The 25,991-nt window shown below is 74.6% G+C and carries 22 protein-coding genes; 8 read left to right on the forward strand and 14 right to left on the reverse strand.

Annotated elements, in window-relative coordinates:
• The first annotated feature begins 14 nt into the window (after positions 1-14).
• Positions 15-1,520: an MDR family MFS transporter gene (locus amrb99_RS13870; RefSeq protein WP_190856348.1), complete on the forward strand. Its 1,506-nt coding sequence runs from the start codon at positions 15-17 to the stop codon at positions 1,518-1,520.
• Between the two features lie 32 nt (positions 1,521-1,552).
• On the opposite strand, the gene amrb99_RS13875 is transcribed toward amrb99_RS13870, so the two are convergent.
• From amrb99_RS13875 to amrb99_RS13885, 3 genes are all read right to left on the reverse strand, one after another.
• Complete coding sequence (locus tag amrb99_RS13875) at positions 1,553-2,218, reverse strand: response regulator transcription factor (RefSeq protein ID WP_190856349.1); 666 nt, start codon at positions 2,216-2,218, stop codon at positions 1,553-1,555.
• A 39-nt stretch (positions 2,219-2,257) separates the two neighbouring features.
• Positions 2,258-2,683, reverse strand: coding sequence for a pyridoxamine 5'-phosphate oxidase family protein (locus amrb99_RS13880; RefSeq protein ID WP_241755537.1), 426 nt, complete (start codon positions 2,681-2,683; stop codon positions 2,258-2,260).
• 129 nt (positions 2,684-2,812) lie between these two features.
• A complete protein-coding gene (locus amrb99_RS13885) occupies positions 2,813-4,021 on the reverse strand; it encodes a histidine kinase (RefSeq protein WP_190856350.1) in 1,209 nt (402 codons plus the stop codon).
• Positions 4,022-4,228: 207 nt separating this feature from the next.
• On the opposite strand from amrb99_RS13885, the gene amrb99_RS13890 reads away from it, so the two are divergent.
• The gene (locus tag amrb99_RS13890) at positions 4,229-5,416 is read left to right on the forward strand and encodes a serine hydrolase domain-containing protein (RefSeq protein WP_190856351.1); all 1,188 of its coding nucleotides are present in this window, start codon (positions 4,229-4,231) and stop codon (positions 5,414-5,416) included.
• Entirely contained in the window at positions 5,413-6,963 is a 1,551-nt protein-coding gene (locus amrb99_RS13895; protein ID WP_190856352.1) for an alpha/beta hydrolase, read from the forward strand. The genes amrb99_RS13890 and amrb99_RS13895 overlap by 4 nt, the downstream gene beginning before the upstream one ends.
• Positions 6,964-6,991: 28 nt before the next feature.
• Here the strand turns inward: amrb99_RS13895 and amrb99_RS13900 are convergent, their stop codons facing one another.
• Positions 6,992-7,684 carry a DUF2249 domain-containing protein gene (locus amrb99_RS13900; protein WP_190856353.1) on the reverse strand — a complete coding sequence of 231 codons (693 nt, stop codon included), beginning with the start codon at positions 7,682-7,684 and terminating at the stop codon, positions 6,992-6,994.
• A 68-nt stretch (positions 7,685-7,752) separates the two neighbouring features.
• Between amrb99_RS13900 and fdxA the strand changes: the two genes are divergently transcribed.
• The 3 genes from fdxA to amrb99_RS13915 are packed head-to-tail and all read left to right on the forward strand — an operon-like array spanning position 7,753 to position 9,208.
• The gene (gene fdxA / locus amrb99_RS13905; RefSeq protein WP_190856354.1) at positions 7,753-8,076 is read left to right on the forward strand and encodes a ferredoxin; all 324 of its coding nucleotides are present in this window, start codon (positions 7,753-7,755) and stop codon (positions 8,074-8,076) included.
• Positions 8,077-8,081: 5 nt separating this feature from the next.
• Positions 8,082-8,720 (forward strand): helix-turn-helix domain-containing protein, encoded by a 639-nt coding sequence (locus amrb99_RS13910; RefSeq protein ID WP_190856355.1) that lies wholly within the window; start codon positions 8,082-8,084, stop codon positions 8,718-8,720.
• A 53-nt stretch (positions 8,721-8,773) separates the two neighbouring features.
• Complete coding sequence (locus amrb99_RS13915) at positions 8,774-9,208, forward strand: hypothetical protein (protein ID WP_190856356.1); 435 nt, start codon at positions 8,774-8,776, stop codon at positions 9,206-9,208.
• A gap of 33 nt (positions 9,209-9,241) precedes the next feature.
• On the opposite strand, the gene amrb99_RS13920 is transcribed toward amrb99_RS13915, so the two are convergent.
• The 10 genes from amrb99_RS13920 to tkt all read right to left on the reverse strand — a co-directional run bounded on the left by amrb99_RS13920 (position 9,242) and on the right by tkt (position 23,032).
• Positions 9,242-9,571 (reverse strand): cupin domain-containing protein, encoded by a 330-nt coding sequence (locus amrb99_RS13920; RefSeq protein WP_190856357.1) that lies wholly within the window; start codon positions 9,569-9,571, stop codon positions 9,242-9,244.
• Positions 9,572-9,649: 78 nt separating this feature from the next.
• Complete coding sequence (locus amrb99_RS13925; protein WP_190856358.1) at positions 9,650-10,855, reverse strand: Ig-like domain-containing protein; 1,206 nt, start codon at positions 10,853-10,855, stop codon at positions 9,650-9,652.
• Positions 10,856-11,042: 187 nt separating this feature from the next.
• Positions 11,043-11,822, reverse strand: coding sequence for a 6-phosphogluconolactonase (gene pgl / locus amrb99_RS13930; protein WP_190856359.1), 780 nt, complete (start codon positions 11,820-11,822; stop codon positions 11,043-11,045).
• Complete coding sequence (locus amrb99_RS13935) at positions 11,819-12,910, reverse strand: glucose-6-phosphate dehydrogenase assembly protein OpcA (RefSeq protein ID WP_190856360.1); 1,092 nt, start codon at positions 12,908-12,910, stop codon at positions 11,819-11,821. The genes pgl and amrb99_RS13935 overlap by 4 nt, the downstream gene beginning before the upstream one ends.
• On the reverse strand, positions 12,910-14,436 hold the full coding sequence (zwf, locus tag amrb99_RS13940) for a glucose-6-phosphate dehydrogenase (RefSeq protein WP_190856361.1): 1,527 nt from the start codon (positions 14,434-14,436) through the stop codon (positions 12,910-12,912). The genes amrb99_RS13935 and zwf overlap by 1 nt, the downstream gene beginning before the upstream one ends.
• 164 nt (positions 14,437-14,600) lie before the next feature.
• Complete coding sequence (locus amrb99_RS13945) at positions 14,601-16,226, reverse strand: glucose-6-phosphate isomerase (RefSeq protein ID WP_190856362.1); 1,626 nt, start codon at positions 16,224-16,226, stop codon at positions 14,601-14,603.
• Positions 16,223-17,908, reverse strand: a complete 1,686-nt coding sequence (locus amrb99_RS13950) for a phosphoheptose isomerase (protein ID WP_190856363.1) — start codon at positions 17,906-17,908, stop codon at positions 16,223-16,225. The genes amrb99_RS13945 and amrb99_RS13950 overlap by 4 nt, the downstream gene beginning before the upstream one ends.
• Before the next feature lie 132 nt (positions 17,909-18,040).
• Positions 18,041-19,711, reverse strand: a complete 1,671-nt coding sequence (locus amrb99_RS13955; RefSeq protein WP_190856364.1) for a glucose-6-phosphate isomerase — start codon at positions 19,709-19,711, stop codon at positions 18,041-18,043.
• Positions 19,708-20,817, reverse strand: coding sequence for a transaldolase (gene tal / locus amrb99_RS13960; protein ID WP_190856365.1), 1,110 nt, complete (start codon positions 20,815-20,817; stop codon positions 19,708-19,710). Before tal ends, amrb99_RS13955 begins: the two co-directional genes overlap by 4 nt.
• A gap of 88 nt (positions 20,818-20,905) precedes the next feature.
• On the reverse strand, positions 20,906-23,032 hold the full coding sequence (gene tkt, locus amrb99_RS13965) for a transketolase (protein ID WP_190856366.1): 2,127 nt from the start codon (positions 23,030-23,032) through the stop codon (positions 20,906-20,908).
• A gap of 733 nt (positions 23,033-23,765) precedes the next feature.
• Here tkt and amrb99_RS13970 point away from each other — a divergent pair.
• Both amrb99_RS13970 and amrb99_RS13975 read left to right on the forward strand, forming a co-directional pair.
• A complete protein-coding gene (locus tag amrb99_RS13970) occupies positions 23,766-24,671 on the forward strand; it encodes a heme o synthase (RefSeq protein WP_347256676.1) in 906 nt (301 codons plus the stop codon).
• 79 nt (positions 24,672-24,750) lie between these two features.
• Positions 24,751-25,974, forward strand: coding sequence for a PrsW family intramembrane metalloprotease (locus amrb99_RS13975; RefSeq protein WP_190856368.1), 1,224 nt, complete (start codon positions 24,751-24,753; stop codon positions 25,972-25,974).
• The last annotated feature ends 17 nt before the right edge of the window (positions 25,975-25,991 follow it).

Genomic DNA, 25,991 nt, shown 5'->3' on the forward strand with positions numbered 1-25,991 from the left:
AATGAGGGGTGCACATGACGATCGTCCACGACGCGCCGGCGGGCATGAGCCACCGGCACCGGGTCCTGGTGTTCGGCGGCCTGATGCTCGCCGGGCTGATGTCGTCCCTGGACGCGACGGTCCTCGGCACCGCGCTGCCGACGATCGTCGGCGACCTCGGCGGGCTGGACCGGCTCGCCTGGGTCTCCACCGCGTACGTGCTGGCCACGAGCGTCACCGTCCCGCTGTCCGGACGGCTCGGCGACCTGTTCGGCCGCCGCCCGGTCCTGCTCACCGGGCTGATCGGGTTCCTGGCGGGCTCGGCGGCGTGCGGGGCGGCGCCGTCGATGGACGCGCTGATCGCGTTCCGCGTCGTCCAGGGGGCGGGCGCCGGGTGCCTGATGAGCTCGATGTTCGCGCTGACGGGGGAGCTGTTCGAACCGCGCGAGCGGGCCCGCTACCAGGGCTACTCGGCACTGGTCTTCGCGGTGTCCAGCATCGCGGGACCGCTGGTCGGCGGCTTCCTCACCGACCACGCGTCCTGGCGGTGGGCGTTCTACGTCAACCTGCCGCTCGGGCTGGCCGCCACCGCGATCACCCTGGCGTTCCTGCGGCTGCCGAAACCGGACCGGCGGCCCCGGATCGACTACGCGGGCATCGCCCTGCTCGGCGCCGCCGTCACCTGCTTCACGCTCCTGACCAGCTGGGCCGGGACCCGGTACGCGTGGGACTCGGCGGAGGTCCTCGCGCTCGCCGCCGGCTCCGCGGTGCTGTTCGCCGCATGGGTGCTCGTGGAGCGCCGCGCCGCCGAGGCGATCATCCCGCCGCGGCTGTTCCGCGACCGGTCGTTCGCGGTGGCGTCCGCCGTCGCCGCGGTCGGCGGCGCGACCGGCTTCGGGCTCGCCACGTACCTGCCGATGTTCTTCCAGGTCGTCGGGGGAGTCGGCGCCACCGAGTCCGGGCTCCTGCTGCTGCCGATGATGACCGGCCTGCTGGCCGCCTCGATGGGCGCCGGCCGGTACATCGCGCGCACCGGCCGCTACCACCGGCTGCCCGCCGCCAGCATGGCGATCAGCGCCGTCGGCGTCGCCCTGCTCGCCACCATGGACGTGCGCACCGGCCTCGTCACCGCCGGGGTCTACATGACCGTCCTCGGCTTCGGCGCGGGGCTGTCGCAGCAGGTCGTCATGCTGATCGCGCAGAACGCGGCGCCGAGGCGCGACCTCGGCGCCGCCAGCTCGGGCGTGTTCGCGTCCCGCATGCTCGGCACCGCCGCCGGGATGGCCGTGTTCGGCGGCATCGTCTCCAGCCGGTTCGCCGAGGAGATCGGACGCCGCGTCCCGGCCGGGAAGGTGCCCGCCTTCGGCGACGCCGTCCGGCCCGAGGTGCTCGGCACCCTCCCCGAGCCGGTCCGGCACGGCGTCGCCGAAGCCTTCGCGCAGGCGTTCTCCGACCTGTTCCTCACCGGCCTGCCGCTGCTGGCGGTCGGCCTGGCGGCGGCGCTGCTGCTGCGGAACGTCCCGCTCGGCTCCCGCGAGTGACTACTTCACCTCCCGCCGGACGAGCCGGCCGGCTACGCGCCGAGATCGGCGTCGTTGACCAGCAGCGCGACCTGCACCCGGTTGTTCAGCTCCAGCTTGGTCAGCAGCCGCGACACGTACGCCTTCACCGTCGCGACGCTCAGCGACAGCTCCCGGCCGATCTCGCTGTTCGTCTTGCCCTGCCCGACCCGCACCGCGACCGCCCGCTCGCCCTCGCTGAGCCGCTCCAGCAGCGCGCGGGCGCGGGCCTTGCGCGGATCGGCGCCCGCCTCGGCGACGAACGACATCATCCGGCGCAGCACCGCCGGCGACAGCATCGGCTCCCCGGCCGCGACCTGCCGGATCGCCTGGATGATCTCCGGCGGCGGGGTGTGCTTCAGCAGGAACCCGCTCGCGCCCGCGCGCATCGCGCGCAGGATGTGGTCGTCGGTGTCGAACGTCGTCAGCAGGATGATCTCCGGCGGGTCGCGCCGCGACCGGAGCAGCTCGGTGGCGGCCAGCCCGTCCAGCCGCGGCATCCGGATGTCCATCAGCACCACGTCCGGGCGGTGCTCGTTCACCGCGGGCACCGCCTCCGCGCCGTCCGCGACGCCCCCGACGACCTCCAGGTCCCCGGCGCCCGCGAGCATCATCGACAGCCCCGACCGGACGAGCGCGTCGTCGTCCACGATCAGCACACGGATGGGAGGTGAGTCCATCTCCCAACCCTATGGGCGCCGGCGAGCCGGCAGCCGCGCTTACGGCCGCCGGAGCCGCCGGCCGCTGATCTCCATCCCCGCCAGGCTGAACCACGCCTCGCGCTCGCCGCCGGGCCACGGGTCGACCCGGACGGCGCGCTCCTTCTCCTCGTCGTCGAGGGGCCGGGCGCCGCCGCGCACCAGCACGCTCCACCCCTCGTGCGTGCTGTCCTGGAACGCGTCGACCTCGAAGGCGGCCCGCACCTTCCCGCCCGGCACGGCGGTCATCAGGCTCCGGCTCAGCCGGCCCTGCAACGAGGTGCGGAACAGCACCGATTCGCCGTCGACGGCGTAGTTCACCGGGACCACCGCGGGCCCTTCGCCGTCCTCGAACGCGATCCGGCCGATGCCGCCGGGTGCGATGAGGCGCAGGCACTCCTCGCGGTCGAGTTCCTCAAGGACGGGTTGTGCGGAGTCAGATGCCATGTTCACGGCCATGCCCGCAACTCGCGGCGGCCATGCGTCCGACCTGCACGGACGTGCCCGGGACGTGCCCTGCGCGGCCCGGGACGCGCCCGGGACGGGCGCATCCCGGGCGCGGAGGCGGGCGGCGGTTCAGCCGGGGAGCGGGAGGCGGGCGCGCAGCCGGAACCGGCCGTCCCCGGTCCGGCCGTGCTCCAGCGTGCCGCCGAGCAGCGCCACCCGCTCGCCGAGCCCCACCAGCCCGGCGCCGGCGCCCGGCATCGCGCCGGCGGGCGGCGGCCCCGGCGGGATCGGGTTCACGACCTCGATGGTCAGCGCCGTCCCGCCGGGCGCGTCGAGCGTCACCCGGACCCGCGCCCCAGGCGCGTGCTTGCGGGCGTTGGTCAGCCCCTCCTGGACGATCCGGTAGGCGTGCCGCCCGACCCGGACGGGGATCCCCGCCGGATCGGGCACCCGGTCGTCCAGGACCACCTCGCCCCCGGCGGCCGACGACTCCCGCACCAGCTCCGGGACGTCGGCGAGCGCGGGCTGCGGCCGGTCGGCCTCCGCGCCGCCGGGATCGCCGCGCAGCACCCCGATCACCTCGCGCAGGTCCTCCATGGCCTCGTAGGCGCTCTGCCGGATGACCCCGGCGGCGGCGCGCTGGTCGGCGGGCGCGTCCGGGCGGAACTCCAGCGCCCCCGCGTGCACCGCCAGCAGCGAGATGCGGTGCGCGAGGACGTCGTGCATCTCCCGCGCGATCCGCTCGCGCTCCAGCAGCCGCGCCTCCTCCACCCGCAGCCGCTGCCCCTCCTCGGCGGCGCGGGCCCGCTCCTCCATCGAGGCGATGAGCTGCCGCCGCGACCGCACCAGCATCCCCGTCGTGATCAGCACGGCGTAGATCAGGCCGAAGATGACGATGCCCTGGCGAAACTGGTCCCAGGGCGAGGTGATCCAGAACAGCACGGCGATCAGCGACAGGTTCGCGGCGGCGATCGGCAGGAGCGTCCGCCAGGGCCGCAGCATCGCCAGCGAGTACATGGCGGCGGCGGCCGTGCCCAGCGTCGAGGTGGCCGTCCACTGCGCGAACATCATCGTCACCGCGACGGCCACCGGGAAGCGCCGCCGGAACAGCAGCAGGAACACCAGGGAGGCCGCGCCGACCGACAGGTCCAGCGGCACCACGATCCGCTGGCCGGGCGTCGGGTCGTCCAGCGTCCCCTGGAGCAGCAGCAGGCCCAGCGCCGCCGCCCCGGCGGTGACGCCGAGGTCGCCGAGCCAGTCCCGCCACGGGCGCCGCAGGTCGAGCGGGCCGGCGAGGCGGGACGGGCCGGTCGCGGGGGAGGGGCCGGCGGGATCCATGCCGCCAACGCTAGCGAGCCCGCTGCGGCCCCGGAGCGGTCCAGGGTCGGCGCGGGCATCGACTTTGGTCGACGGTCCCGCCGGTCAGCGGCGGCGCGGGGCCCGGATGTGGGGCTGTCCCCACCATGGCCGTGCCGCCTGCCCGACCGCGAACCGGGGTGATCGCGTCACTGTGCGGGAGCCCGCGCGCGCCTAGCGTCGAAGGACATGAGGACACCAGAACCGAGGCGCCGGCGGGCCGTCCGCCGGGCGGCGGTGGCGGCCGCCGCCGGCGCCGCCATCGCCGGGGCCGCGGCCTTCCCGGCGCCCGCGCACGCCCTCACCCCGCCCGGATGCGGCGACCACACCGACACGTCCCGCGCCCTGCACCGCATCACCGGCGTCGACGGGCTCACCGGAGCGACCGTGCGGATCGACGACCCACGCTGCGGGACGTGGGCGGAAGCGAGCGGGGTGGCCGACCGCCGGACGGGGCGGCCGATGCCCGCGGACCCGCGCGTGCGCGTCGGCAGCATCACCAAGACGTTCACCGCCGTCACCGTCCTGCAACTGGCCGCCCAGGGCCGCGTCTCGCTGGACGCGCCGGTCGCCCGCTACCTGCCCGGGCTGATCGACGCGAACGGCCACGACGGGCGGGACGTCACCGTCCGGAGCCTGCTGCGGCACACCAGCGGCCTGCCCGACCACATGGACTCCTTCCAGAGCACGGACGAGTTCCGCTTCCGGCACTTCGAGCCCGAGGAGCTCGTGCGCCGGGCGCTGCGGCTCCCCGACCCCGGCAGGGGCTGGCACTACTCCACGACCAACTACGTCGTCGCGGGACTGATCGTGGAGAAGGTCACCGGGCACCGCCTGGAGGACGAGACGGCGCGGCGGATCATCCGGCCGCTCGGCCTGCGCGGCACGTACTGGCCCGGTGACGAGACCCGGATCAGGGGCCCGCACCCGCGCGGCTACGTCCGCGTCGAGCGGGACGGGACGGTCCGCCGCGCCGACAGCACCGAGATGAACACGACCGTCGCCTGGGCCGGCGGCGCGCTGATCTCCACCCCGCGCGACGTGAACGCGTTCTACGGCGCGCTGCTCGGCGGACGGCTCCTGCCCGCGGGGATGCTCGCCGAGATGGAGCGGACCGTGCCCACCGACCCCGACCGCACCTGGCCGGGCGCCGCCTACGGGCTGGGGCTGATCGGGACGCCGCTGCGCTGCGGCGGCACCTGGTGGGGCCATGCCGGCGACATCGACGGGTTCACCACCCTCGCGGGCGTCGCGCCCGGTGGCCGGCGCGTCTCGATCGCCTTCAACGAGAACCCCGCCACGCAGGCCGCCTTCGACGACGAACTGGACCTCGTCCAGACCGGCCTGTGCGACCACCCCGGAACGGAGACGTCATGACCACGAGCAGGACCCTTGCCACGGCCGCGGCGGGACTGGCGGCGGCCACCGTCGCGGCGTCCTTTCCGGCGATGGCGAGTGCCGCTCCGTCCACGGCCGCGGCCGCTGACGGCGGGCTCGGCCGGTACTACTCCCAGCACCTCGCCTGGAAGGCGTGCACGCTCGGCCCGGACGACGAGGTGGGGCGGAGCCTGGACGAGGCGGGCGCCCGCTGCGCGGACGTGACCGTCCCGCTCGACTACGCCCGCCCGGAGGGCCGCACCATCACGATCGCCATCTCCCGGCTCGCCGCGTCCGACCGGGCGCACCGGATCGGCACCATGCTGATCAACGGCGGCGGCCCCGGCCCGTCCATCGACATGCCGCCCTACATCCGCGACCTCATGGGCAAGGCCGGCCCGCGCTACGACCTGATCGGCATGGACCCGCGCTCGCTCGGCCGCAGCGCCCCCGTCGACTGCCACTGGCCCAGCGCCACCTGGGTCAGGTCGGCGGGGGAGACCCGCCGCTCGTTCCGCCGCTCGGTCGCGTTCGCCGAGGACCTGGCGGCCCGCTGCGCGAAGACGGACGGCGCGGAGCTGCCGTACATCAGCACCCGGAACATCGCGCGGGACATGGACGTCGTGCGCGGTGCGCTCGGCGAGCGGAAGATCTCCTACAACGGCGCCTCCTACGGCACCTACCTCGGCTCGGTGTACGCGACCATGTTCCCCGGCCGCCTCGACCGGACGGTCCTCGACAGTTCCGTGGACCCGCGCCGCTGGGGCCCGGGCCTGCTCGCCGGGACCGAGGGCGCCAACGACCGCGCGCTCGCCCATTGGGCCGGCTGGACGGCGAAGCGGAACGCGACCTACGGCCTCGGCGCCACGCCCGCCGAGGTCCTGGCGACCGTCCGGGACGTCGTGCGGGCGTCCGCCCGCGAGCCCCTGCAGGTGGGCCGCTATCGCGTCGACGACACCGCCTTGGCGTTCGTGCCGTTCGACCTCCTCGGCACCGACGAGGACTCCCAGCGGGCCGCCCTCGCGGACGCCATCCGCGTGTTCAAGAAGGCCACGGCCGGGCCCGTCGAACCGACCAAGGACCTGGACGAGGAACTGGCGTTCCTGCTCACCGGCGCCGAATCCCGCTACGGCAGCGGCCAGAGCGCGATCATCTGCGGGGACGCCGCGACCTCCCGCGACCCCGAGACGTACTGGCGGGCCGTGCAGAGCCACCGGAAACAGTCCCCGGTCTTCGGGCCGCTCGCCTACGGCATCAACCCGTGCGCCTTCTGGCCCGTCCGGCCCCGGGAGCCGCTCACCGAGGTCGGCGGGCCGCTGCCCGCCCTGATGGTCGCGGCGACCGGCGACACCCGGACGGTCTATCCCGGCAGCCTCGCCCTGCACCGGCTGCTCCCCGGCTCACGCATGATCACGCTCAAGGGCGCCGACGTCCACGCCCCCTACCAGCGCGGATACAAGAACGACTGCGTGACCGGCCAGGTGAACGACTACCTGCTCACCGGGCGGCTGACCGCGCGCGACCGCACCTGCACCCCGCAGAACTGACGCGGGGGCGCCCCAGGCCGGCGCGGGCTCAGGTGGCGGGCCGGCCGATGCGCACCCGGCACAGCTCCGGCCCGGACTCGACGTAGTCCCAGGTGAACGCGGACGGGTGCGCCAGCTCGAACTCGCGCCGCAGGTGCTTGGGGTCGTGGTTGTTGACCAGCGTGAACGACTCGCCGGGCGCGAGCCGCGCGAAGCGGGCGAAGATCCGGGGGTGCCGCTGCCCGCGCGGGATCTCCCGGACGTCGATCTCGTCCGGCCGCTCCAGCCGCCCGCCGTCGAGCAGCGTGCGCAGGTCGGCGGTCAGCAGGCCGGCGTCGGCGCCGGGCAACGCCGCGAGCGCCGGCAGCAGAACCGTCTCCTCCACGGTGAAGTGCACGGCGAGGACGGCCGCGAGGTCGCGGGCGGCGGGCACCGGGTCGGCGGCGGTGGGGACCGCGGCCGCCAGCGCCTCGATCTCGGCGACGGCGGCGCGCAGCGCTCTGACGAGCAGCCGCGTCTCCGGCGCGCCGGACGCGGGCGCGTAGAGGGCCTCGTCGACGGCGGCGAGGTGGCGGCGCAGCTCGCCGTCCAGGAACCCGGCCAGGACCGCGTGGTCCCGGCCGTGGCCGTGCCCGGCGAGGGCGGCGAGCCGGTCGAGCAGCCGCCGGTGGACGCCCCGCACCTCGGAGGCGGCGCGGACGGCCGGGTCGGTCTCGGTGGCCTGGATGAACACGTCGGACATGGGTGCCCCTCTCTGTTGCCATAATTATTACATGTACTATTTGTAAAAACCGTGGAGGGGGCAACGCCGTGACCTACGTGATCGCCGAGCCGTGCGTGGACGTGAAGGACCGGGCCTGCGTCGACGAATGCCCGGTCGACTGCATCTACGAGGGCGCCCGCTCGCTCTACATCCATCCGGACGAGTGCGTCGACTGCGGCGCCTGCGAACCGGTCTGCCCCGTCGAGGCGATCTACTACGAGGACGACGTCCCGGACCGGTGGACGGCCTACACGGCGGCCAACGCCGAGTTCTTCGACGACCTCGGCTCGCCCGGCGGCGCGTCCAAGCTCGGCGCGCTCGACCGCGACCACCCCCTGATCGCAGCGCTGCCGCGACCGGGGGAAGGATGAGGGCCATGCCTCCCGAACGGCACCGCCGCCGCGAGATCCTGGACGCGCTGCGCGCCGCCGGCGCCCCGCTCGGCGTCGCCGACCTCGCCGGACGGCTCGGCGTCCACCCCAACACCGCGCGGTTCCACCTGGACGCCCTGGTGGCGGACGGCGCGGCCGAGCGGACCCTCGACCGGCCGTCCGGCCCCGGCCGGCCCCGCACGGTCTACACGGCCCGCCCCGGCATGGACCGCGGCGGCTCGCGCGGCTACCGGCTGCTGGCGCAGATCCTGCTCAGCCGGCTCTCGGGCGCCGGACCCGACGGGCGCCGGGAGGCCGAGCGCGCCGGCCGCGAGTGGGGCCGGTTCCTGGTCGACCGGCCGCCGCCGTTCGCCCGGACGAGCGCCGGCGACGCGACCGAGCGGCTCACCGCGCTGCTCGCCGACCTCGGCTTCGCGCCCGACCCCGACCCCGCCGGCGAGGTCGTCCGGCTGCGGCACTGCCCGTTCCTGGAACTGGCCGAGGAGTACGGGCCGCTGGTCTGCGACGTCCACCTCGGCCTCATGCGAGGCGCGCTGGACGAGCTGGACGCGCCGGTCGAGGCCGAAGCGCTCGAGCCGTTCGCCGAGCCCGCCGCCTGCCTCGCCCGCATCCGGCGCACCTGACCGCCCGTCGCCCCGCCGCCCGAACCCCGACGATCCGAAAGGCTCCGACGACCATGAACGCGACCGCGGCCGCCACGGCAGGCGCCCTGACCTTCCTCTGGCTCGGGATGGTGCTCGGAATCTCGTTCCTCGAGGCGCCGCTGAAGTTCCGCGCGCCGGGCGTGACCATCCCGATCGGCCTGGGCATCGGCCGGATCGTCTTCCGCGCCCTCAACCTCGTCGAGACCGTGCTGGCCGTCGCGGTGGTCGCCGCGGTCGCGGCCGGCGGCCCGCCGGTCGCCGTCACCGTGCTCGCCGCCGTCCTGGTGGTGCTGCTCGCCGTGCAGCTCGGCGTCGTCCGGCCGCGCCTGAACAAGCGGTCCGACCGGGTGCTCGCCGGCGATGACGACCGGCCCCGCTCCCGGGGGCACCTGTACTACGTGGCCCTGGAGGGCGTGAAGGTCGCCCTGTTGGTCGCCCTCGGCATCACCGTCCTCGCGGCGGGCTGACCCGCCCGCCGCCCGGCCGGCGGCGTGGAGCCGTCAGCGCTTCGCGACGGTCAGCAGCACCGCGGCGTCCTCCAGCGCCTCCAGCGCGTGCCTCGCCGGCGGGATGATCAGCATGTCGCCGGACATGCCGTCCCACGCGTCGTCGCCGCTCGTCAGCCGCACCCGCCCGTGCAGGACGAGCAGCGTCGCCTCCCCGGGGCTCTCGTGCTCGGTCAGCGCCGTGCCGGAGGTCAGGGCGATCAACGTCTGCCGCAGGGCGTGCTCGTGGCCGCCGTAGACGGTCTCGGCGCTGCGTCCCGTGGCCGCCGCGGCGGCCCGCTTGAGGTGGTCCCTTACCTGCGCGTCCAGCGAGAGCTTCTGCATGGCACCAGTCTGCCAGCGCCCTGCGGGGGCGCCCGGGAGGGACCCGGACGCGGCGCCCGGTGACGGCGTGGCCCGGTGTCAGTTCAGCGGGGCGCCGGTCACCGGCGCGCCGAGCGCGCTGCCCTTCAGCCACTCGTCCCACGACTTCACCCACGGCGTCGGCCCGTTCCCGAACTGGAGCTGCCGCGACGTCCCCGTCACCTTGACGATGTCGCCCCGGTTGGTGAAGTTGTAGAACCACTTCGCGTCCGCGGGGGAGGCGTTCACGCAGCCGTGGCTGACGTCGGAGACGCCCTGCGAGCCCGTCGACCACGGCGCCGCGTGCACGAACGTCCCGCTGTAGGTCAGCCGCACGTTCCAGCTCGTCGGGATCCGGTACTCGCCGGGGTCGCCGGTCGTCGCCGAGTCCATGATGATGTGCGCCGCCTTCTCCTGCGCGATCATCGTGCCGCTGTAGCTGTCGTGGCCCGGCTTGCCGAGGCTGACCTTCATCGTCCGCACCACCCGGCCGTTCTCGGTGACCTTGGCGCGGTGCGTGCCGTCGCTGACCGTGGTGATGTGCTTCGGGCCGACGGTGAAGGCCAGCGTCCGGTCCTTCATGCCGTAGAGGCCCTCGCCCGCCTTCAGCCCGGCGAGGTGCGCGATGACCTTCACCTTCTCGCCGGACGGCCAGTAGTCGCGGGGCCGGAAGTCGACCTCCTTGTCGCTGATCCAGTACCAGGCGCCCTGCACGGGCGTGGACATCCGGACCTCCAGCGCCTTCTCCACCGCCTGCTTGCCGGCCTTGGTGCTCACCGGCCTGGACAGCAGCAGCTGCACCGGCATCCCCACCCCGACGGTCTCGCCGTCCAGCGGCGACATGCCGGTCTCCAGCTTCTTGGCGGGCGTCAGGGTGGTGAAGGTCGAGGTGACGGTGACGGGCTTGCCGCCGTCGGCGGAGCCCTGCGCGGTCACGGTGTACGTGGTGGACGGCCGCAGCGTCCACGACGACCGCCACGACTTGCCGTCCGGCGCGAGCGTGCCCGCGGCCTTCTCGTTCTTGCCGTACGTGAGGGTGACGCTCGTGAGCTTGCCCTTGTCGGCCTTCACCAGCACGGGCTGGTCGGGCGCCACCTGCTTGGCGCCGGTCGCCGGGGTGATGGCGAGCTTCGCGGCGTCCTCGGCCTTGCCGCCGCCCGCGCCGCCGCCCTTGTCGCCTCCTCCGCCGGAGGAGCACCCGGCGACGGAGATGGCCAAAGCCCCGATGATCGCCGCACCCGCCGTCCCGGTCCGACCCTTGCGCATCACCGAACTCCTCATGCTCGACACGCGGAACCTCATGGTCAGGTTATGCGCCCTTAGCGGCGCGGCATGCCGATGCGAGGGAACGTCCCGCCTTTCTCACAGGTGGGCAATGGTCCCGTCAAGTCACGAAGGCCGGTGCCGCGCGGCGTTCCCACCACGCGGCACCGGCCTCGACGTGATCAACGCCTCAGGGCGAGGCGATCCGCTCGATCCCGGGCGGGAGCTCCGCGGCGGCGGCGCGGTCCAGCAGGAACAGCGTGCTCTGGCGGCCGCGCGCGCCCGCGGCGGGCACCTGCACCGGCCCGGCACCCGACAGCCCGAGCCGCACCGCCTTCGCCTTCGACTCCCCGGACGCCAGCACCCACACCTCGTGCGCGGCGCACAGCGACGGGAACGTCAGCGAGATCCGCGTCGGCGGCGGCTTCGGAGCCCCGTGCACCGCCACCACCGGCCGCTCGTCGCGCACCGCCGGCATCTCCGGGAACAGCGACGCCACGTGCGCGTCCGGGCCGACGCCGAGCATCAGCACGTCGAACGACGGGACGGGGCCGTGGTCCTCGGGACGGGCGGCCGCGCGCAGCTCGGCGGCGTACCGCTCGGCGGCGGCCTCCACGTCGTCGCCGTCCGGGCCGTCCGAGGCCGGCATCGGATGCACCCGCGCCGGGTCGAGGTCCACATGGTCCAGCAGCGCCGCGCGGGCGCCGGTCTCGTTGCGCTCGGGGTCGCCGGACGGCAGGAACCGCTCGTCGCCCCACCACACGTCCAGCCGGCGCCAGTCGATGGCGTCCCGGGCGCCCGTCGCGGCCAGCGCCGCCAGCACCGCCGTGCCGACGCCGCCGCCGGTCAGCACCACCGACGCCGAGCCGCGCGCGGCCTGCACGTCCACGATCCGCGTCACCAGCCGCGCCGCCGCCGCCTTGGCCAGCAGGTCCTGGTCGCGGTGGACCAGGACCGCCGGGGGCGTCACGCGTCCCCCGACGACTTGCCGCGCGACGACCTCTTCCCGCCGGACGGCTTCGCCGCGGACGAGGCCGGGGCGTCGGGCAGGCCCTCCTTCTCGGCCTCCTTCGCCGCCTTCTTCGTCGTGGCCGCCTCCCGCGTGCCCGACAGCGGCTCGCTGGCGACGCCCTCGTCCGACGTCCCGCCCGCGAGGTCCTTGGCGAAGCGGGCCGCCGCCTCCCGGTAGACCTCGTCGGGGTCGAGCCGCCGCAGCTCCTCGGCGAGCAGCTCCGACATCGGGCGGCGCATCAGCGCCACCTGCCGGTCGGGCTGGCCGGGGCGGCACAGCGTCGCGACCCGGCCGTCCGGCCGGTCGATCACGATGTCGCCGCCGGTCGTCGTCAGCCGGACGCCGGTGATGCCGGGCCCCTCGGACACCGTCCGCTCCACCGCGACGCCGAGCCGGATCGACAGCCACGCCGCCAGCAGCTCCGCGCTCGGGCTGTCCGGCTCGGCCATCACCTCGCCGGAGATGATCTCGTCGTGGTCCTGGTCGAGCGAGGCGGCCAGCAGCGACCGCCACGACGTCAGCCGGGTCCAGGTGAAGTCGGTGTCGCCCGGGCTGTAGTTCCCGGCCAGCTGCGCGAGGGTGCCGAGCCGGTCGCGGGCCGCGTAGGCGTCGGTGATCCGCCGCGTCGCGAGCTTGCCGAGCCCGCTCTTGGACGGCGACTTCGGCACCTTGCCGCCCGGCCACCAGATCACCACCGGCGTGTCGGGCATCAGCAGCGGCACCACCACCGAGTCGGCGTGCTCGGCGAGCGGCCCGTACATCCGCAGCAGCACCGTCTCGCCCGGGCCGGTCTCGCCCATCCGGATCTCGGCGTCCAGCCGCGAGGAGTTCCCGCGCGGGTCGCGGGAGATCACCGTCAGCACCCGGCAGGGGTGCTCGCGGGCCGCCTCCGTCGCCGCGCGGACCGCGTCGTACTGCGCCGACTCGTCCGTCACGATGATCAGCGTCAGCACCATGCCGACCGCCGGGCCGCCCATCAGGTGCCGCGACTGGGTCAGCGCGTCCTGGATCTGGCGCGTCGTGGTGCCGGTGAGGTCGATGTTCATCAGAGCCTCCTCCAGGCGCGGCCGTCGCGCGCCATCAGCTCGTCGGCGCTGTCGGGCCCGTAGCCGCCCGACGTGTACTGGTCGAGGCCGCCGCGGCTCGCCCAGAACTCCTCGATCGGGTCGAGGATCCGCCAGGACAGCTCGACCTCCTCCTGCCGCGGGAACAGCGGCGGGTCGCCGATCAGCACGTCCAGCAGCAGCCGCTCGTAGGCCTCCGGGGACGCCTCCGTGAACGACTCGCCGTAGGCGAAGTCCATGTTCACGTCGCGGATCTCCATCGAGGTGCCGGGCACCTTCGAGCCGAACCGGACCGTGATGCCCTCGTCCGGCTGCACCCGCATCACCAGCGCGTTCTGCCCGAGCTCCTCGGTGTCGGTGTGCGAGAACGGCAGGTGCGGCGCCTGCTGGAACACCATCGCCACCTCCGTCACCCGGCGGCTCAGCCGCTTGCCGGTGCGCAGGTAGAACGGGACGCCCGCCCAGCGGCGGTTGTCGATCTCCAGCTTGACCGCCGCGTACGTCTCGGTACGGGAGTCGGCCGGGATGCCCTCCTCCTCCAGGTACCCCTTGACGCTCACGCCGCCCTGCCAGCCCGCCGAGTACTGCCCGCGCGCGGTGGAGGTCTCCAGATCGCCCGGCACCCGCACCGACGACAGGATCTTCGCCTTCTCGGTGCGGACCGACTGGGCGCTGAAGGACGTCGGCTCCTCCATCGCCGTCAGCGCCAGCAGCTGCAGCAGGTGGTTCTGGATGACGTCGCGGGCCGCGCCGATCCCGTCGTAGTAGCCCGCCCGGCCGCCGATGCCGATGTCCTCGGCCATCGTGATCTGCACGTGGTCGATGTAGGAGCGGTTCCAGATCGGCTCGAACATCGCGTTGGCGAACCGCAGCGCCAGGATGTTCTGCACCGTCTCCTTGCCGAGGTAGTGGTCGATCCGGAAGATCGACTCCTCGGGGAAGACGCGGTGCACCGTGTCGTTCAGCTCCAGCGCCGTCTTCAGGTCCCGGCCGAACGGCTTCTCGATCACAACCCGGCGCCAGGCGCCGTCCCTGCGGTCGGCCAGCCCGCTGCGCTGCAGCTGCTCGACCACCTGCGGGAAGAACTTCGGCGGAATCGACAGGTAGAACGCATAGTTGCCGCCGGTGCCGCGGCTCTCGTCCAGCTCCTTGACCGCCATCGACAGCGCGTCGAACGCGCCCGGGTCGCTGAACTCGCCGGGGACGAAGTGCATGCCCTCCGACAGGTGCGTCCACACGTCCTCGCGGAACGGGGTCCGCGCGTGCGCCTTCACCGACTCGTAGGCGATCTGCCGGAAGTCCTCGTTCTCCCAGTCGCGGCGGGCGAAACCGACCAGCGAGAAGCCCGGCGGCAGCAGCCCCCGGTTCGCCAGGTCGTAGATCGCCGGGAGCAGCTTCTTGCGCGACAGGTCCCCGGTGACCCCGAACAGCACGAGCACGCACGGCCCGGCCACCCGCGGCAGGCGCTTGTCGCGCGGGTCCCGGAGCGGATTGGCTGCGTCGGTCACGTTGCGGCCCCCTCTTCTCGCACCTTGACTACCCTCACTTCTACTCGCATCCGATCAGACCACGCATCCTGTGTGTCGACCCCGTGTACTGACAGTCTCGCCCCTCCCGGGCGCGCCGTCGCCGTTCCCGGGTCGCCGGAGAGCCGCGGCCGCGCCCCGTCGTCCTACCCGCCTCTGGCCGAGTCGAGCAGCCGGGCGAGGCCCGCCCACCGGTTCTGCAGGTGCAGCCGGACGACCGGGCGGCCGTCCGAGCGCGCCGCCCGCGCGTCGCCGAGCGCCCGCGCGAGCTGGAGCACGCCGAGCCGGTGGTGCCGGCCGGGGACCGGGACGTCGCGGTCGGCGTTCCCGGTCACCTGGAGGTATACGCCCGTATCGGGTCGATCATTCCCGCCCGCCGGGCGCCGGGCGCCCCAGCCGACGGTCACCGGGCGGCGGCAGCGGGCGGCCAGCAGCGCCGCCAGCCGGCGGACCTGCGCGCCCTGCCCGGCGGCCTCGTCCGGGTCCAGGTAGGCGACCAGCGCCAGATGCTCGTCCGGGCCGACCGCCGCGGCCAGCGCCGCGAGCACCGCGCCCAGGTCGGGCGCCCCGGCGAGCGCCGGGTCGGTGGTGTGCACCTCGACGGACCGGCCCGGGGCGCCGTCGGACAGCACCGGGTCGCCCGCCCCGTCGTCCAGCGTCACCGGCGCGGCCCGGCCGGGCGGCGCCATGGGGTCCCGGTCCAGCAGGTAGGCGGCGACGGCGGCGGCGTACTCCCAGACGACGAGCTGCCCGGCCGCCGGGCCGGAGACGGTCGCGTCGTCCTGGTGCGGCCGGCCGTCCAGTGTCAGCAGGAACAGGTCGTCGCCGGGCGCGACCGGCAGCCCGCCGCCCTGCACCACCGGCACGATCCGGCCGCCGGCCGCCTCGTCCAGCAGCAGCGCCGCCCAGTCCGCGAGGCCCGGCAGCGCCGCGGAGTAGCCGCCTAGCACGACCGTGCGGCGCCCGGCCCGCGCCGCCCCGCCGAGGATCGCGCCCAGCACCAGGCCGGGGTTGTTCTCCGGACGGGTGAGCGCCGGCAGCACCCGGGCCGCCTCGTCCAGCAGGGGCGACACGTCGGCGCCGGCCAGCGCGGCCGGCACCAGCGCGTAGGGGGACAGGGCGCCGAACGCGGTCGGCGCGGGCGCCTCGACCACCGGATGCCCGGCCTCCGCCGCCAGCTTCGCCGCGCCGGACCCCGGCGCGGCCACCGTCACGACCCGCCGCGCGATCTCGGCGGGGGACAGGCCGAGGTCGGCGAGCATCCCCAGGAACACCCGCCGGAGCGCGTCGGTGCCGGGATCGTCGCCGGTGACCACGACCGCCGTCCGGCCGAGCCGTTCGGGATCGTCGCCGATGCGCAGCACCGGGCCGGGCTCCGGGCCGTCCAGGACGGTCAGCGGCGGCGCGCCGGCGCCCGCGGGCCGCCTCGCGGCGCCGGGCCCACTGGCGCGGGCGAGAAGCTCGGCCGCGCGCGCCGGAGCGCCCCGCCCCAGCAGCGCCACCTCGGTCAGCCCGGCCGCGCGGGCGTCCGCCACCAGCTCACCGGCACGGTCCAAAGCGGCCCGCCCGGGCCCCGGCTGGCCGGGCCAGCACAGCGGCCGCCCGTCCACCGCCGCCGTCGCCGCCGAGGGCCACAGCGCCGGATCCTCCGAGGCGAGACGCACCGGCACCTGGTCGATCCACAGGCGCCCCAGCACCCGCTCGGCGGCCTCCCTGACCGGCCCGCGCGCGGTGATGGCCGTCTCCCCCGAGACGACGGCGGTGAAGCTCACGACCGGGGTCCCGCCCCCGCCACCGCTCGAACGGCCTCGATCAGCCGGCCCGCGCCCTCCACCGGGTTGCGCAGGTGCAGGCGCACCACCGGCAGCCGCCGCTGCCGCAGCGCCCGGACCTCGCCCAGCGCCCGCGCCAGCTGCAGCTTCGCCAGCCCGTACGGCCGTCCCGGCACCGGATGCGCCGCCAGCGCGTCGCCCGGCGCCGGATCGCCCGTGATCACCAGGAACGCGCCGTTGCCCGGCCCGTCCTTGTGGATCGGGCCGGTGGCGTGCGGGTACGCCGGGCCCGGCCCGTACACGACCGGCCGCCCGGCGGCGCGCGACAGCGACGGCGCCAGGTAGCGGCCCGAGAAGTCGCCCGACAGGTACGTCAGCACCGACAGGTAGCCGTCGGCGGGCACCGAGGCGATCAGCCCGCCCAGCACCGTCCCGAGGTCGGCGCCCGACGGCCACGCGAAGTCGGCGTGCACCTCGATGTCGTCCTCGACGTACACCGGCCGCCCGGTGGGCAGCGGCCCGGCGCCCGCCGAGCGCAGCAGCGTCGCCGCGTCGTCCTCCGCCTCCTGGACGGCCGCGCTGCCCGCCTCGAACGGGTTCACGCCGAGCAGCCACCCGGCCACGGCCGTCGCGTACTCCCACAGCACGAACTGCGCGCCGAGCGGCGCCCACACCGAGGTGTCGGCCTCCTCCTGCGCCGCCGACCGCGGGTTGATCGAGATGCCGTGCAGGTCCGGGAAGCCGCCCTTGCCGCCGGGCGGCTCCAGCGCGAGCACCCCGCGGCCTCGCTTGCCGGTGCCGACCGCGAGCAGCTGCGAGATCCAGGCGCTGAGCGCGCCGGACCCGCCGGGCTCGCGCAGCACCACCTTGTCGCGGGTGACGCCGCCCGGCCCCTGCTGGGCGCAGCCGCCGAGGACCGCGCCGAGCAGCAGCCCGGGGTTGTCCTCGTCCTTGGACAGCGACGGCACCAGCGACGCCGCCTCCTCCAGCAGCCGCCCCGCGTCGGCGCCCGCCAGCACCGCCGGGACCAGCCCGTACGCCGACAGCGCGCCGTAATGGCCCGGCAGGTACGGGTCGGTGAGCCCGATCCGGTACCCGCACTGGCGGGCGAAGTCGTGCAGCGGGCTGCCGTGGTCGGTGATCACCAGGAAGCGGCCCGCGATCTCGCGCTCCGACAGGCCGCGCTCGCGGAACGCGCCCGCGAAGATCCGCCGGTAGGCGTCGCCCTCCAGCGACACGCCCGCCTTGCTCGCCAGCACGACCAGCGTCCGGTCGAGCCGCTCCAGCGCGAACGCCAGCGCGGCGGTGTCGCTGCCGTCCAGCACCGTCATCCCGCCGCCGGGGCCGGGCGGGGCGCCGCCCCCGCCGGCGAGGGCGGGCGCGTGCGCCTCCACGATCGCCTGGGCGGCGAGGCTCTCCGCGCCCACCCCGATCAGCACGATGTGGTCCAGGCCGGAGTAGCGCGCCTCGGCGACCAGCCCGTCCACCTGCTTCAGCAGCCCGCGCGAGGCGAACGGCAGGTCCAGCCAGCCCAGCCTGCTGTGGTCGACCGCGCGCCGCCCCCACAGCCGCGGGTCCTTCGCGGCCAGCGCGCCCGGGACGCCGCAGCCGACGAGGTAGTCCCTCGCCTGCAGCGCCGAGTCGAGCACGTCGCCGCGCGTCAGTACGTCGAATCCGGACACGCTTTCCCTCCTGCCCCCTATCGTTTCAGGAGAGAAAGGGCATCCGCGACCATCTCCATCGATCTTCTGCCTCCGGTTGCCGAACCGGACGCGGAAGAGCAGCCGTGCTCCTCGATCAGCCGTGCTCCTCGGTCAGCTCAGCGCCTCGATCAGCTGCGCGAGACCCTCGGCGCGGTCGCGCAGGTGCAGCCGGAACGCCGGGAGGCCGAGCGAGCGCAGCACCCGCTGGTCCCCGAACGCCTGCGCGAGCTGCAGCTCGCCGAGCGTGAAGGGCCGTCCGGGCACCGGGACGTCGGTCGTCACCGCGCCCGTGACCTGCAAGAACATGCCGTTGCGCGGCCCGCCCTTGTGGTACTGGCCCGTCGCGTGCAGGTACCGCGGCCCCCAGCCGAACGTGACCGGCACCGGATTCCTGCGCAGCCCTGCGCCGCGGGCCGCCAGCAGCGGCCGCAGCCCGGCCGCCGCCGCCTCCCCGGACCGGTCCAGGTAGGCCAGGACGGCGAGGTAGCCGCCGTCCGGGACGTCCTCCAGGAACGTCTCCAGCGCCTCTCCCAACGTCTTCGCGCCGCGCAGCGCCTCCTCCGGCGCGTGCACCTCCACCGCGTCCGACACCAGCGCCGGCGGGCGCCGCACCACCGTCGGGGCCGCGCCCTCCTCCGAGCGGAGCAGCGCCGCCGTGCTGTCGCGCGACTCGCCGGTGTCCGGCTCGGCGAACGGGTCGACGCCGATCACCCGGGCGGCCACCGCCACCGCGTAGTCCCACAGCAGGAACTGCGCGCCGAGCGGGCCCGCCACGCTCACCCCCGCCTCGCGGCCCGGCCCGGGCTCGTCCGGGCGGCGGCCCAGGATCACCCGGCGCACGTCGCCGGTCAGGTCGAAACCGGGGGAGTCCACGCTCTCCACGACCACCGGCAGCAGCCCCCGGCCGTCCTTGCCGAGAGCGCCCGCCACCAGCTGCTCCGCCCAGGCGGGGAAGCCGTGCAGCCCCGAGCCGTGGTCGGCGAGGACGAGCTTGTCGCGGCCGCCGAGCGCCGACGAGGCGAGCGCGGCGCCGAGCGCCAGCGCCGGGTTGTCGTAGGGCTGGCGCAGCGCGCCCGCGAGCCGGTCCGCCTCGTCCAGCAGGGCCGGGACGTCCGTGCCCGCGAGCGCGGCGGGCACCAGGGCGCGCACGCCGAGCGCGCCGAAGCGGCCGTCGACGTCGGTCTCGGCCTCCACGAAATGGTGGCCGACGTCGCGGGCGGCGCGCTCCGCCTCCGACCCGGGTTCGTCCACCAGGACGAACCGGCGGGCCAGCTCCGCGCGGCTCAGCCCCGCCTCGGAGAACGCCCGCCCGAAGACGCGGCGCAGCGACCGCGCCTCGACGTCGTCGCCCACGACGACCACCACCGTGCGCCCGAGGTCGCCCGACAGGACCCCGGACACCTCGTGCGGGTCCGTCGTGTCCAGGACGACCAGCTCGGCGTCCGGCCCGGTGCGGGCCGCGGTCCGGTGGACCGCCTCGGCGGCGATCGCCGGGCCGCCCGCCCCCGCGACCACGATGCGGTCCAGGCCCGCGCCGCGGAACTCCTCCGCCGGCCCGGCGAGCCGGGCCGGCAGGGACAGCGAGGTCCCGGGCAGGCCCAGCCAGCCCAGCCGGCGGGCGGCCAGCGGGGCCGCGTCCGGCCCCCACAGCTTGGCGTTGCGGGACGCCAGCGAACTCGGCACGCCGTCGGAGGCGAGACGGTCCAGGACCGTCTCGCTCTCGCCGACGACGGCGCCGCGGATGGTGACCGAGATCCCCCCGGCGGTCACCACCGACGTCACGCGCTCTTGTCCTTCAGCTCGCCGTCGATGGAGCCGAGCAGCTCCTTCCAGGACGCCTCGAACTTCTCGACGCCCTCCTCCTCCAGGACCCGCACGACGTCGTCGTAGTCGACCCCCACGTCCTTCAGCGCCGCCATGTGCGCGCGGGCGTCGTCATAGGCGCCCCGGACGGTGTCGCCGCGCAGCCGGCCGTGGTCGGCCTCCGCCTCCAGCGTCGCCTCCGGCATCGTGTTGACGGTCCCTGGCGCCACCAGCTCGTCCACGTACAGCGTGTCGGCGAGGTTCGGGTCCTTCACGCCGGTCGAGGCCCACAACGGACGCTGCGGGCGGGCGCCCGCGTCCTTCAGCGCCTTCCAGCGGTCCGTGCCGAACTTCTCCTCGTACAGCGCGTACGCCAGCCGCGCGTTCGCCAGCCCCGCCTTGGACCGCAGCTTCTTGGCGTCCTCCGACCCGATCTTGTCGAGCCGCTTGTCGATCTCGGTGTCGACCCGGCTCACGAAGAACGACGCCACCGACGCGATCGTCGGCAGGTCGTGCCCGTTCGCGCGGGCCTTCTCCAGGCCCTCGAAGAACGCGTCGATCACCTTGCCGTAGCGCTCCAGCGAGAAGATCAGCGTCACGTTCACGCTGATGCCCTCGGCCAGCGCCGCGGTGATCGCGGGCAGGCCCTCCTCGGTCGCCGGGATCTTGATGAACAGGTTGGGCCGGTCCACCATCCACCACAGCGCGCGCGCCTCGGCGACCGTCTTCTCGGTGTCGCGGGCCAGCCGCGGGTCCACCTCGATCGACACGCGGCCGTCCAGGCCGTCGGTCCGGTCGTAGACCGGGCGCAGCACGTCGCAGCCCCAGCGGATGTCGTAGGTGGTGATCGCCCGGGACGCCTCCTCGACGTCCACGCCGCGCACCGCCAGGTCGCGCACCTGGTCGTCGTAGGCGCTGCCCTTGCTCAGCGCCTTGGCGAAGATCGTCGGGTTGGAGGTGACGCCGACGACGTGCTTGTCCTTGACCAGCTGCTCCAGGTTCCCGCTGCGCAGCCGCTCCCGGCTGATGTCGTCCAGCCAGATCGACACGCCCTCGTCCGAGAGCGCCTTCAGGATGTCACTCATCGCTTTCTCCTCGTCGTCGAGTTCCGCGGGGGGTCGGCCGCGCCGGGCCCCCGGCCCGCCGGGGCGGTCGCCGGGGGCCCGGCGGCCGCTAGTTCCCGGTGGTGCTGCCCCGGCCGGCGTCCTTGACGCCGGCCTTGATCAGGCTCGCCTTCGCCGCCGCGACGACCCGCTCGGCGGTGATGCCGAACTGCTCGAACAGCGTCTTGTAGTCGGCGGACGCGCCGAAGTGCTCCAGCGACACCGACGAGCCGGCGTCGCCGACGTAGGTCCGCCAGCCGAGCGCCACGCCGGCCTCCACCGACACGCGCGCCCGCACCCCGGGCGGCAGGACCTCCTGCTTGTAGGCGTCGGGCTGCTCCTCGAACCACTCGACGCACGGCATCGACACCACGCGGGTCGGGGTGCCCTGGGACTGGAGCGTCTCCCGCGCCTCCAGCGCCAGCTGCACCTCGCTGCCCGTGGCGATCAGGATCACCTCGGGCTGCCCGCCCTCGGCGTCGGCCAGCACGTAGCCGCCCTTGGCGGCGCCCTCGGCGGACGCGATCGCGCCGTCGCGCTCCAGCGTCGGCAGCTTCTGCCGGGTCAGCGCGAGGCCCGCCGGGCGGTCGGTGTGCTCCAGGACGGTCCGCCACGCGACCGCGGTCTCGTTGGCGTCCGCCGGGCGGACGACGTCCAGGCCCGGGATCGCCCGCAGCGCCCACAGGTGCTCGACCGGCTGGTGCGTCGGGCCGTCCTCGCCGAGGCCGATGGAGTCGTGCGTCCACACGTAGGTGACCGGCAGCTTCATCAGCGCCGCGAGCCGGACCGCCGGCCGCATGTAGTCGCTGAAGATCAGGAACGTGCCCGCGTAGGGCCGGGTGCCGCCGTGCAGCGCGATGCCGTTGCAGATCGCGCCCATCGCGTGCTCGCGGACGCCGAAGTGCAGCGTGCGGCCGTACCGGTCGCCCGGGAACTCCTTGGTCTGGAACTCCTCGGGGATGAAGGACGGCTCGCCCTTCATCGTGGTGTTGTTGCTCTCGGCGAGGTCGGCCGACCCGCCCCACAGCTCCGGCAGCACCGGGGCCAGCGCGGTCAGCACGTCGCCGGACGCGGCGCGCGTCGCGACGTCCTTGCCCGCCGGGAACTCCGGCAGCTTCTCCTCCCAGCCCGCGGGCAGGTGCCGGGCGCTGATCCGGTCGTACTCGGCGGCGCGCTCGGGGTTCGCCGACCGCCACGCCTGGAACGCCTTCTCCCACTCGGCGTGCAGCGCGCGGCCCCGGTCCGAGACCTCGCGGGCGTGCGCCAGCACGTCGTCCGGGACGATGAACGACTCGGCCGGGTCCAGGCCGAGGATCCGCTTGGTCGCGGCGATCTCCTCGGCGCCCATCGCGGAGCCGTGGATCTTGCCGGTGTTCTTCTTGTTCGGCGCCGGCCAGCCGATGATCGTGCGCAGCGCGATGAACGACGGCCGGGCGGTCTCCGCCTTGGCCGCCTCGAACGCCGCCGCCAGCGCGGCCACGTTCTCCTCGTAGTCGCCGTTCACGGTCCAGTCGACGTGGTGGACGTCCCAGCCGTACGCCTCGTAGCGGGCCCGCACGTCCTCCGACAGCGCGATCGCGGTGTCGTCCTCGATCGAGATGTGGTTGTCGTCGTACAGCAGGACCAGGTTGCCGAGCCGCTGGTGGGCCGCCAGGGCGCTCGCCTCGTGGCTGATGCCCTCCTCGATGTCGCCGTCGGACGCGAACGCCCAGATGGTGTGGTCGAAGGGGGACTCGCCCGCCGGGGCGTCCGGGTCGAACAGGCCGCGCTCGCGGCGGGCCGCCATCGCCATCCCGACCGCGTTCGCGATGCCCTGCCCCAGCGGGCCCGTGGTCGTCTCGACGCCCGCGGTGTGCCCGTGCTCGGGGTGGCCGGGGGTGAGGCTTCCCCACTTGCGCAGCGACTTGAGGTCCGCCAGCGTCAGCGGGTAGCCCGAAAGGTAGAGCTGGACGTAAAGGGTCAGGCTGGAGTGCCCGCAGGACAGGACGAACCTGTCCCGGCCGGCCCACTCGGGGTCCGTCGGGTCGTGCCGAAGGAACCGCTGGAACAGAAGGTAGGCGGCGGGCGCGAGGCTCATCGCCGTCCCGGGGTGGCCGGAGCCCGCCTCCTCGACCGCGTCCATGGCGAGGGCGCGGATGACGTCCACCGCCCGCTTGTCCAGGTCGGACCATTCAAACGTGCTGCTGTCCCTGCTCACGGAACGCCAGGCTCCTCTCGAACCGCTGTCGTACAGAGTTCATTAGCGATGTGCCGCCGCGCGGCATGACCGGCACCCGTGCCGCGGCCCCCTGTTGCCGCAACGTCCGGCGGCGCCGTCCGTCTTCCCTGGGGCCCCCTTGCGGCCACCTGCCGTGGCCTCGCGAAGATCATGCCGCGCCCTTGGCGAGCCTATCGCGCGGGCGGGCCGCCGCAGGCGAGAGCGAGAACACGACGAAACGGCGCCGCCGCCCGCGCCAGGTCCGCGCCGCTCCCTGCACCCTTGCCCGATCGGTTCCGGGACTAACCCCCCGCACGGGTGATACCGAGGGGGGAACGGGTTTCCGCCCCCCGCGCCGGGGGACGGCCTCCCGGATGGGCTTCCGGCGGCCTCGGGAACGCCCTCCAGAACGGCCTGCGGAACGCGCTTCGCCAGGGGGACCGGCGCGTCCGGTGCCCCGGTGCACGCCCCCGGCGGGGGTCGGACTACAGTGATGGCGCGGCCGACGACGACGGCCGCCGTGCAGGACCAAGCAGGATCACCAAGCCGAAGTTGCACTCGACCGAGGCCGGCCCGGAAGCGGGGGCGCCGCCGAGGTGGTACGCGATTTCTTCATGCCTAGTTGGACGTGGACCCGATTGTGACGGTGCTCAGTAACAAGCGCGGGGTCGAGCTCGACGAGCCGGTGCCGCTCGACGGGCGTGCGCCGGGGGCGCCCGCCGCGCCGGAGCCGGTGGCCGAGACCGCCCGCCGGTCGATCGGCGCCAGCGTGCGCGCCTACGTGGCGCTCACCAAGCCGCGCGTGATCGAGCTGCTCTTGATCACCACGATCCCGGTGATGTTCCTCGCCCAGCGCGGCGTGCCGCCGCTGTCGACGGTGCTGCTGACCTTCTCCTTCGGGGCCATGTCGGCCGGCGCCGCGAACGCGATCAACTGCTACATCGACCGCGACATCGACGTCAAGATGCGCCGCACCCGGCGCCGCCCGCTGGCCCGCGCGCAGGTCACCCCGGCCCGCGCGCTGGTGTTCGGGATCACCCTCGCCCTGGTGTCCACGGCCGGGTTCTTCGTCACCGTCAACCCGCTGTCGGCCGCCGGGTCGCTGTTCGCGATCCTGTTCTACGTCTTCGTGTACTCGCTGCTGCTCAAGCGGCGGACGTCGCAGAACGTCGTGTGGGGCGGCATCGCCGGCTGCATGCCGGTCCTGATCGGCTGGACGGCGATCACCGACGGCCTGGACTGGACGCCGTTCGTGCTGTTCGGCGTCGTGTTCCTGTGGACGCCGCCGCACACCTGGACGCTGGCGATGCGCTACCGCGAGGACTACGCGGTCGCCAAGGTGCCGATGCTGCCCGTCGTCGCGACCGAGCGCCGCGTCATCACCGAGAGCCTCGTCTACACCTACGCCACCGTCGCGTGCTCGCTGGCGCTGTGGCCCGTCGCCGGGATGGGTCCGGTGTACGGGGCCGTCGCGGTCGTCCTCGGCCTGGTCTTCCTCGCCGAGGGGCACCGGCTGCTCAAGGCCGTCCGCGCCGGCGTGACCGGCGTGCACCTGCGGCCGATGCGGTTCTTCCACCTGTCGAACGTGTACCTGGCGCTGCTGTTCACCGCCGTCGCGGTGGACCCGCTGCTGCACTGACGCCTGCACGGCCCCTCGCGGGACCGGCCCGCGACGCCGCGCCCCGCGAGGACCTGCGCCGACCCGTTACGCTCACGTCATGGCGCGTGTGGACCCCAAGGCCGTGCTCGAAGGCCGGATCCCCGGCCGGCCCCCGGTCGGCCTCATCGTCGGGCTGACCGTCTCGTCGCTGTGCGTGGTGCTCGCGCTCGCCGCCGACGTCCTGTCCGGCGGCGCCGGGTTCTGGGTCGGGGTCGTCCTGGCGATCCTGCCGATCCCGGCGCTGGTGGCGCTCGCCCTCACCCTCGACCGGCTGGAACCCGAACCGCCGCGCGCCCTGATCTTCGCGTTCATGTGGGGCGCGGGCGTCGCCGTCCTCGGCGCGCTGGTGCTGAACACCCTCGGCCTGCTGTACGTCACCGTCCCGATCTTCGGCGAGACCAAGGGGCACTTCGTCAGCGCCACCTTCGGCGCCCCCGTCATCGAGGAGTCGCTGAAGGGCGCCGTGCTGTTCGGCATGCTGTGGTTCCGCCGCAACGAGATCGACGGCTTCGCCGACGGCATCATCTACGCCGCCATGGTCGGCCTCGGCTTCGCGATGATGGAGAACATCACCTACTACATGCGGGCGTTCGAGGACGGCGGCGCCCAGCAGCTGCAGACGGTGTTCATCCTGCGGGGCCTGATCGCGCCGCTCAGCCACCCGCTGTTCACCTCGATGACCGGCCTCGGCGTCGCCTACGCCGCCACCCACCGGCGCGGCCAGATCGCCGCGCCCGTCCTCGGGCTGCTCGGCGCGATGATCCTGCACGGGCTGTGGAACGGCGCCACGACCTTCGGGCTCGGCGGCCTCGGCATCGTGTACCTCCTCGACTTCTGCGTCCTGGTCACGCTGATCGTCATCGTCGCCGTCGAGCGGCGGCACACCGTCCGGCGCATCGAGGCGTACCTGCCGATGTACGCCGGCACCGGCCTGGTGACCCCGCAGGACGTGCGGATGCTGCGGTCCATCCCGTCGCGGCGGGCCGCGCGCCGCTGGGCCAGGTCCGTCGGCGGCCCGCCCGCCGCCCGCGCGATGGTCGACTACCAGCTCGCCGCCACCGAGCTCGCGCTGCTGCACAAGCGCGCCGACCGCGGCAACGCCGAGCCGCACTGGTTCGCGGCCCGCCGCGACTCCCTCCTGGAGCTGATGTCGCTGGCGAGGCAGGCGTTCCTGCGGACCCCGCCGCGCGGCGGCGGCTCCGTCGCGGGAGCGCCGCCGTGGGCGCCGCAGGGGCCGTCCGGGTTCCTGCCGCCGCCCCCGCCCGGCCCGTACACGCGGTAACCGGGGGGTGCGTCGGG

Source organism: Actinomadura sp. RB99 (assembly GCF_014706005.1).
Taxonomy (GTDB): Bacteria; Actinomycetota; Actinomycetes; order Streptosporangiales; family Streptosporangiaceae; genus Spirillospora.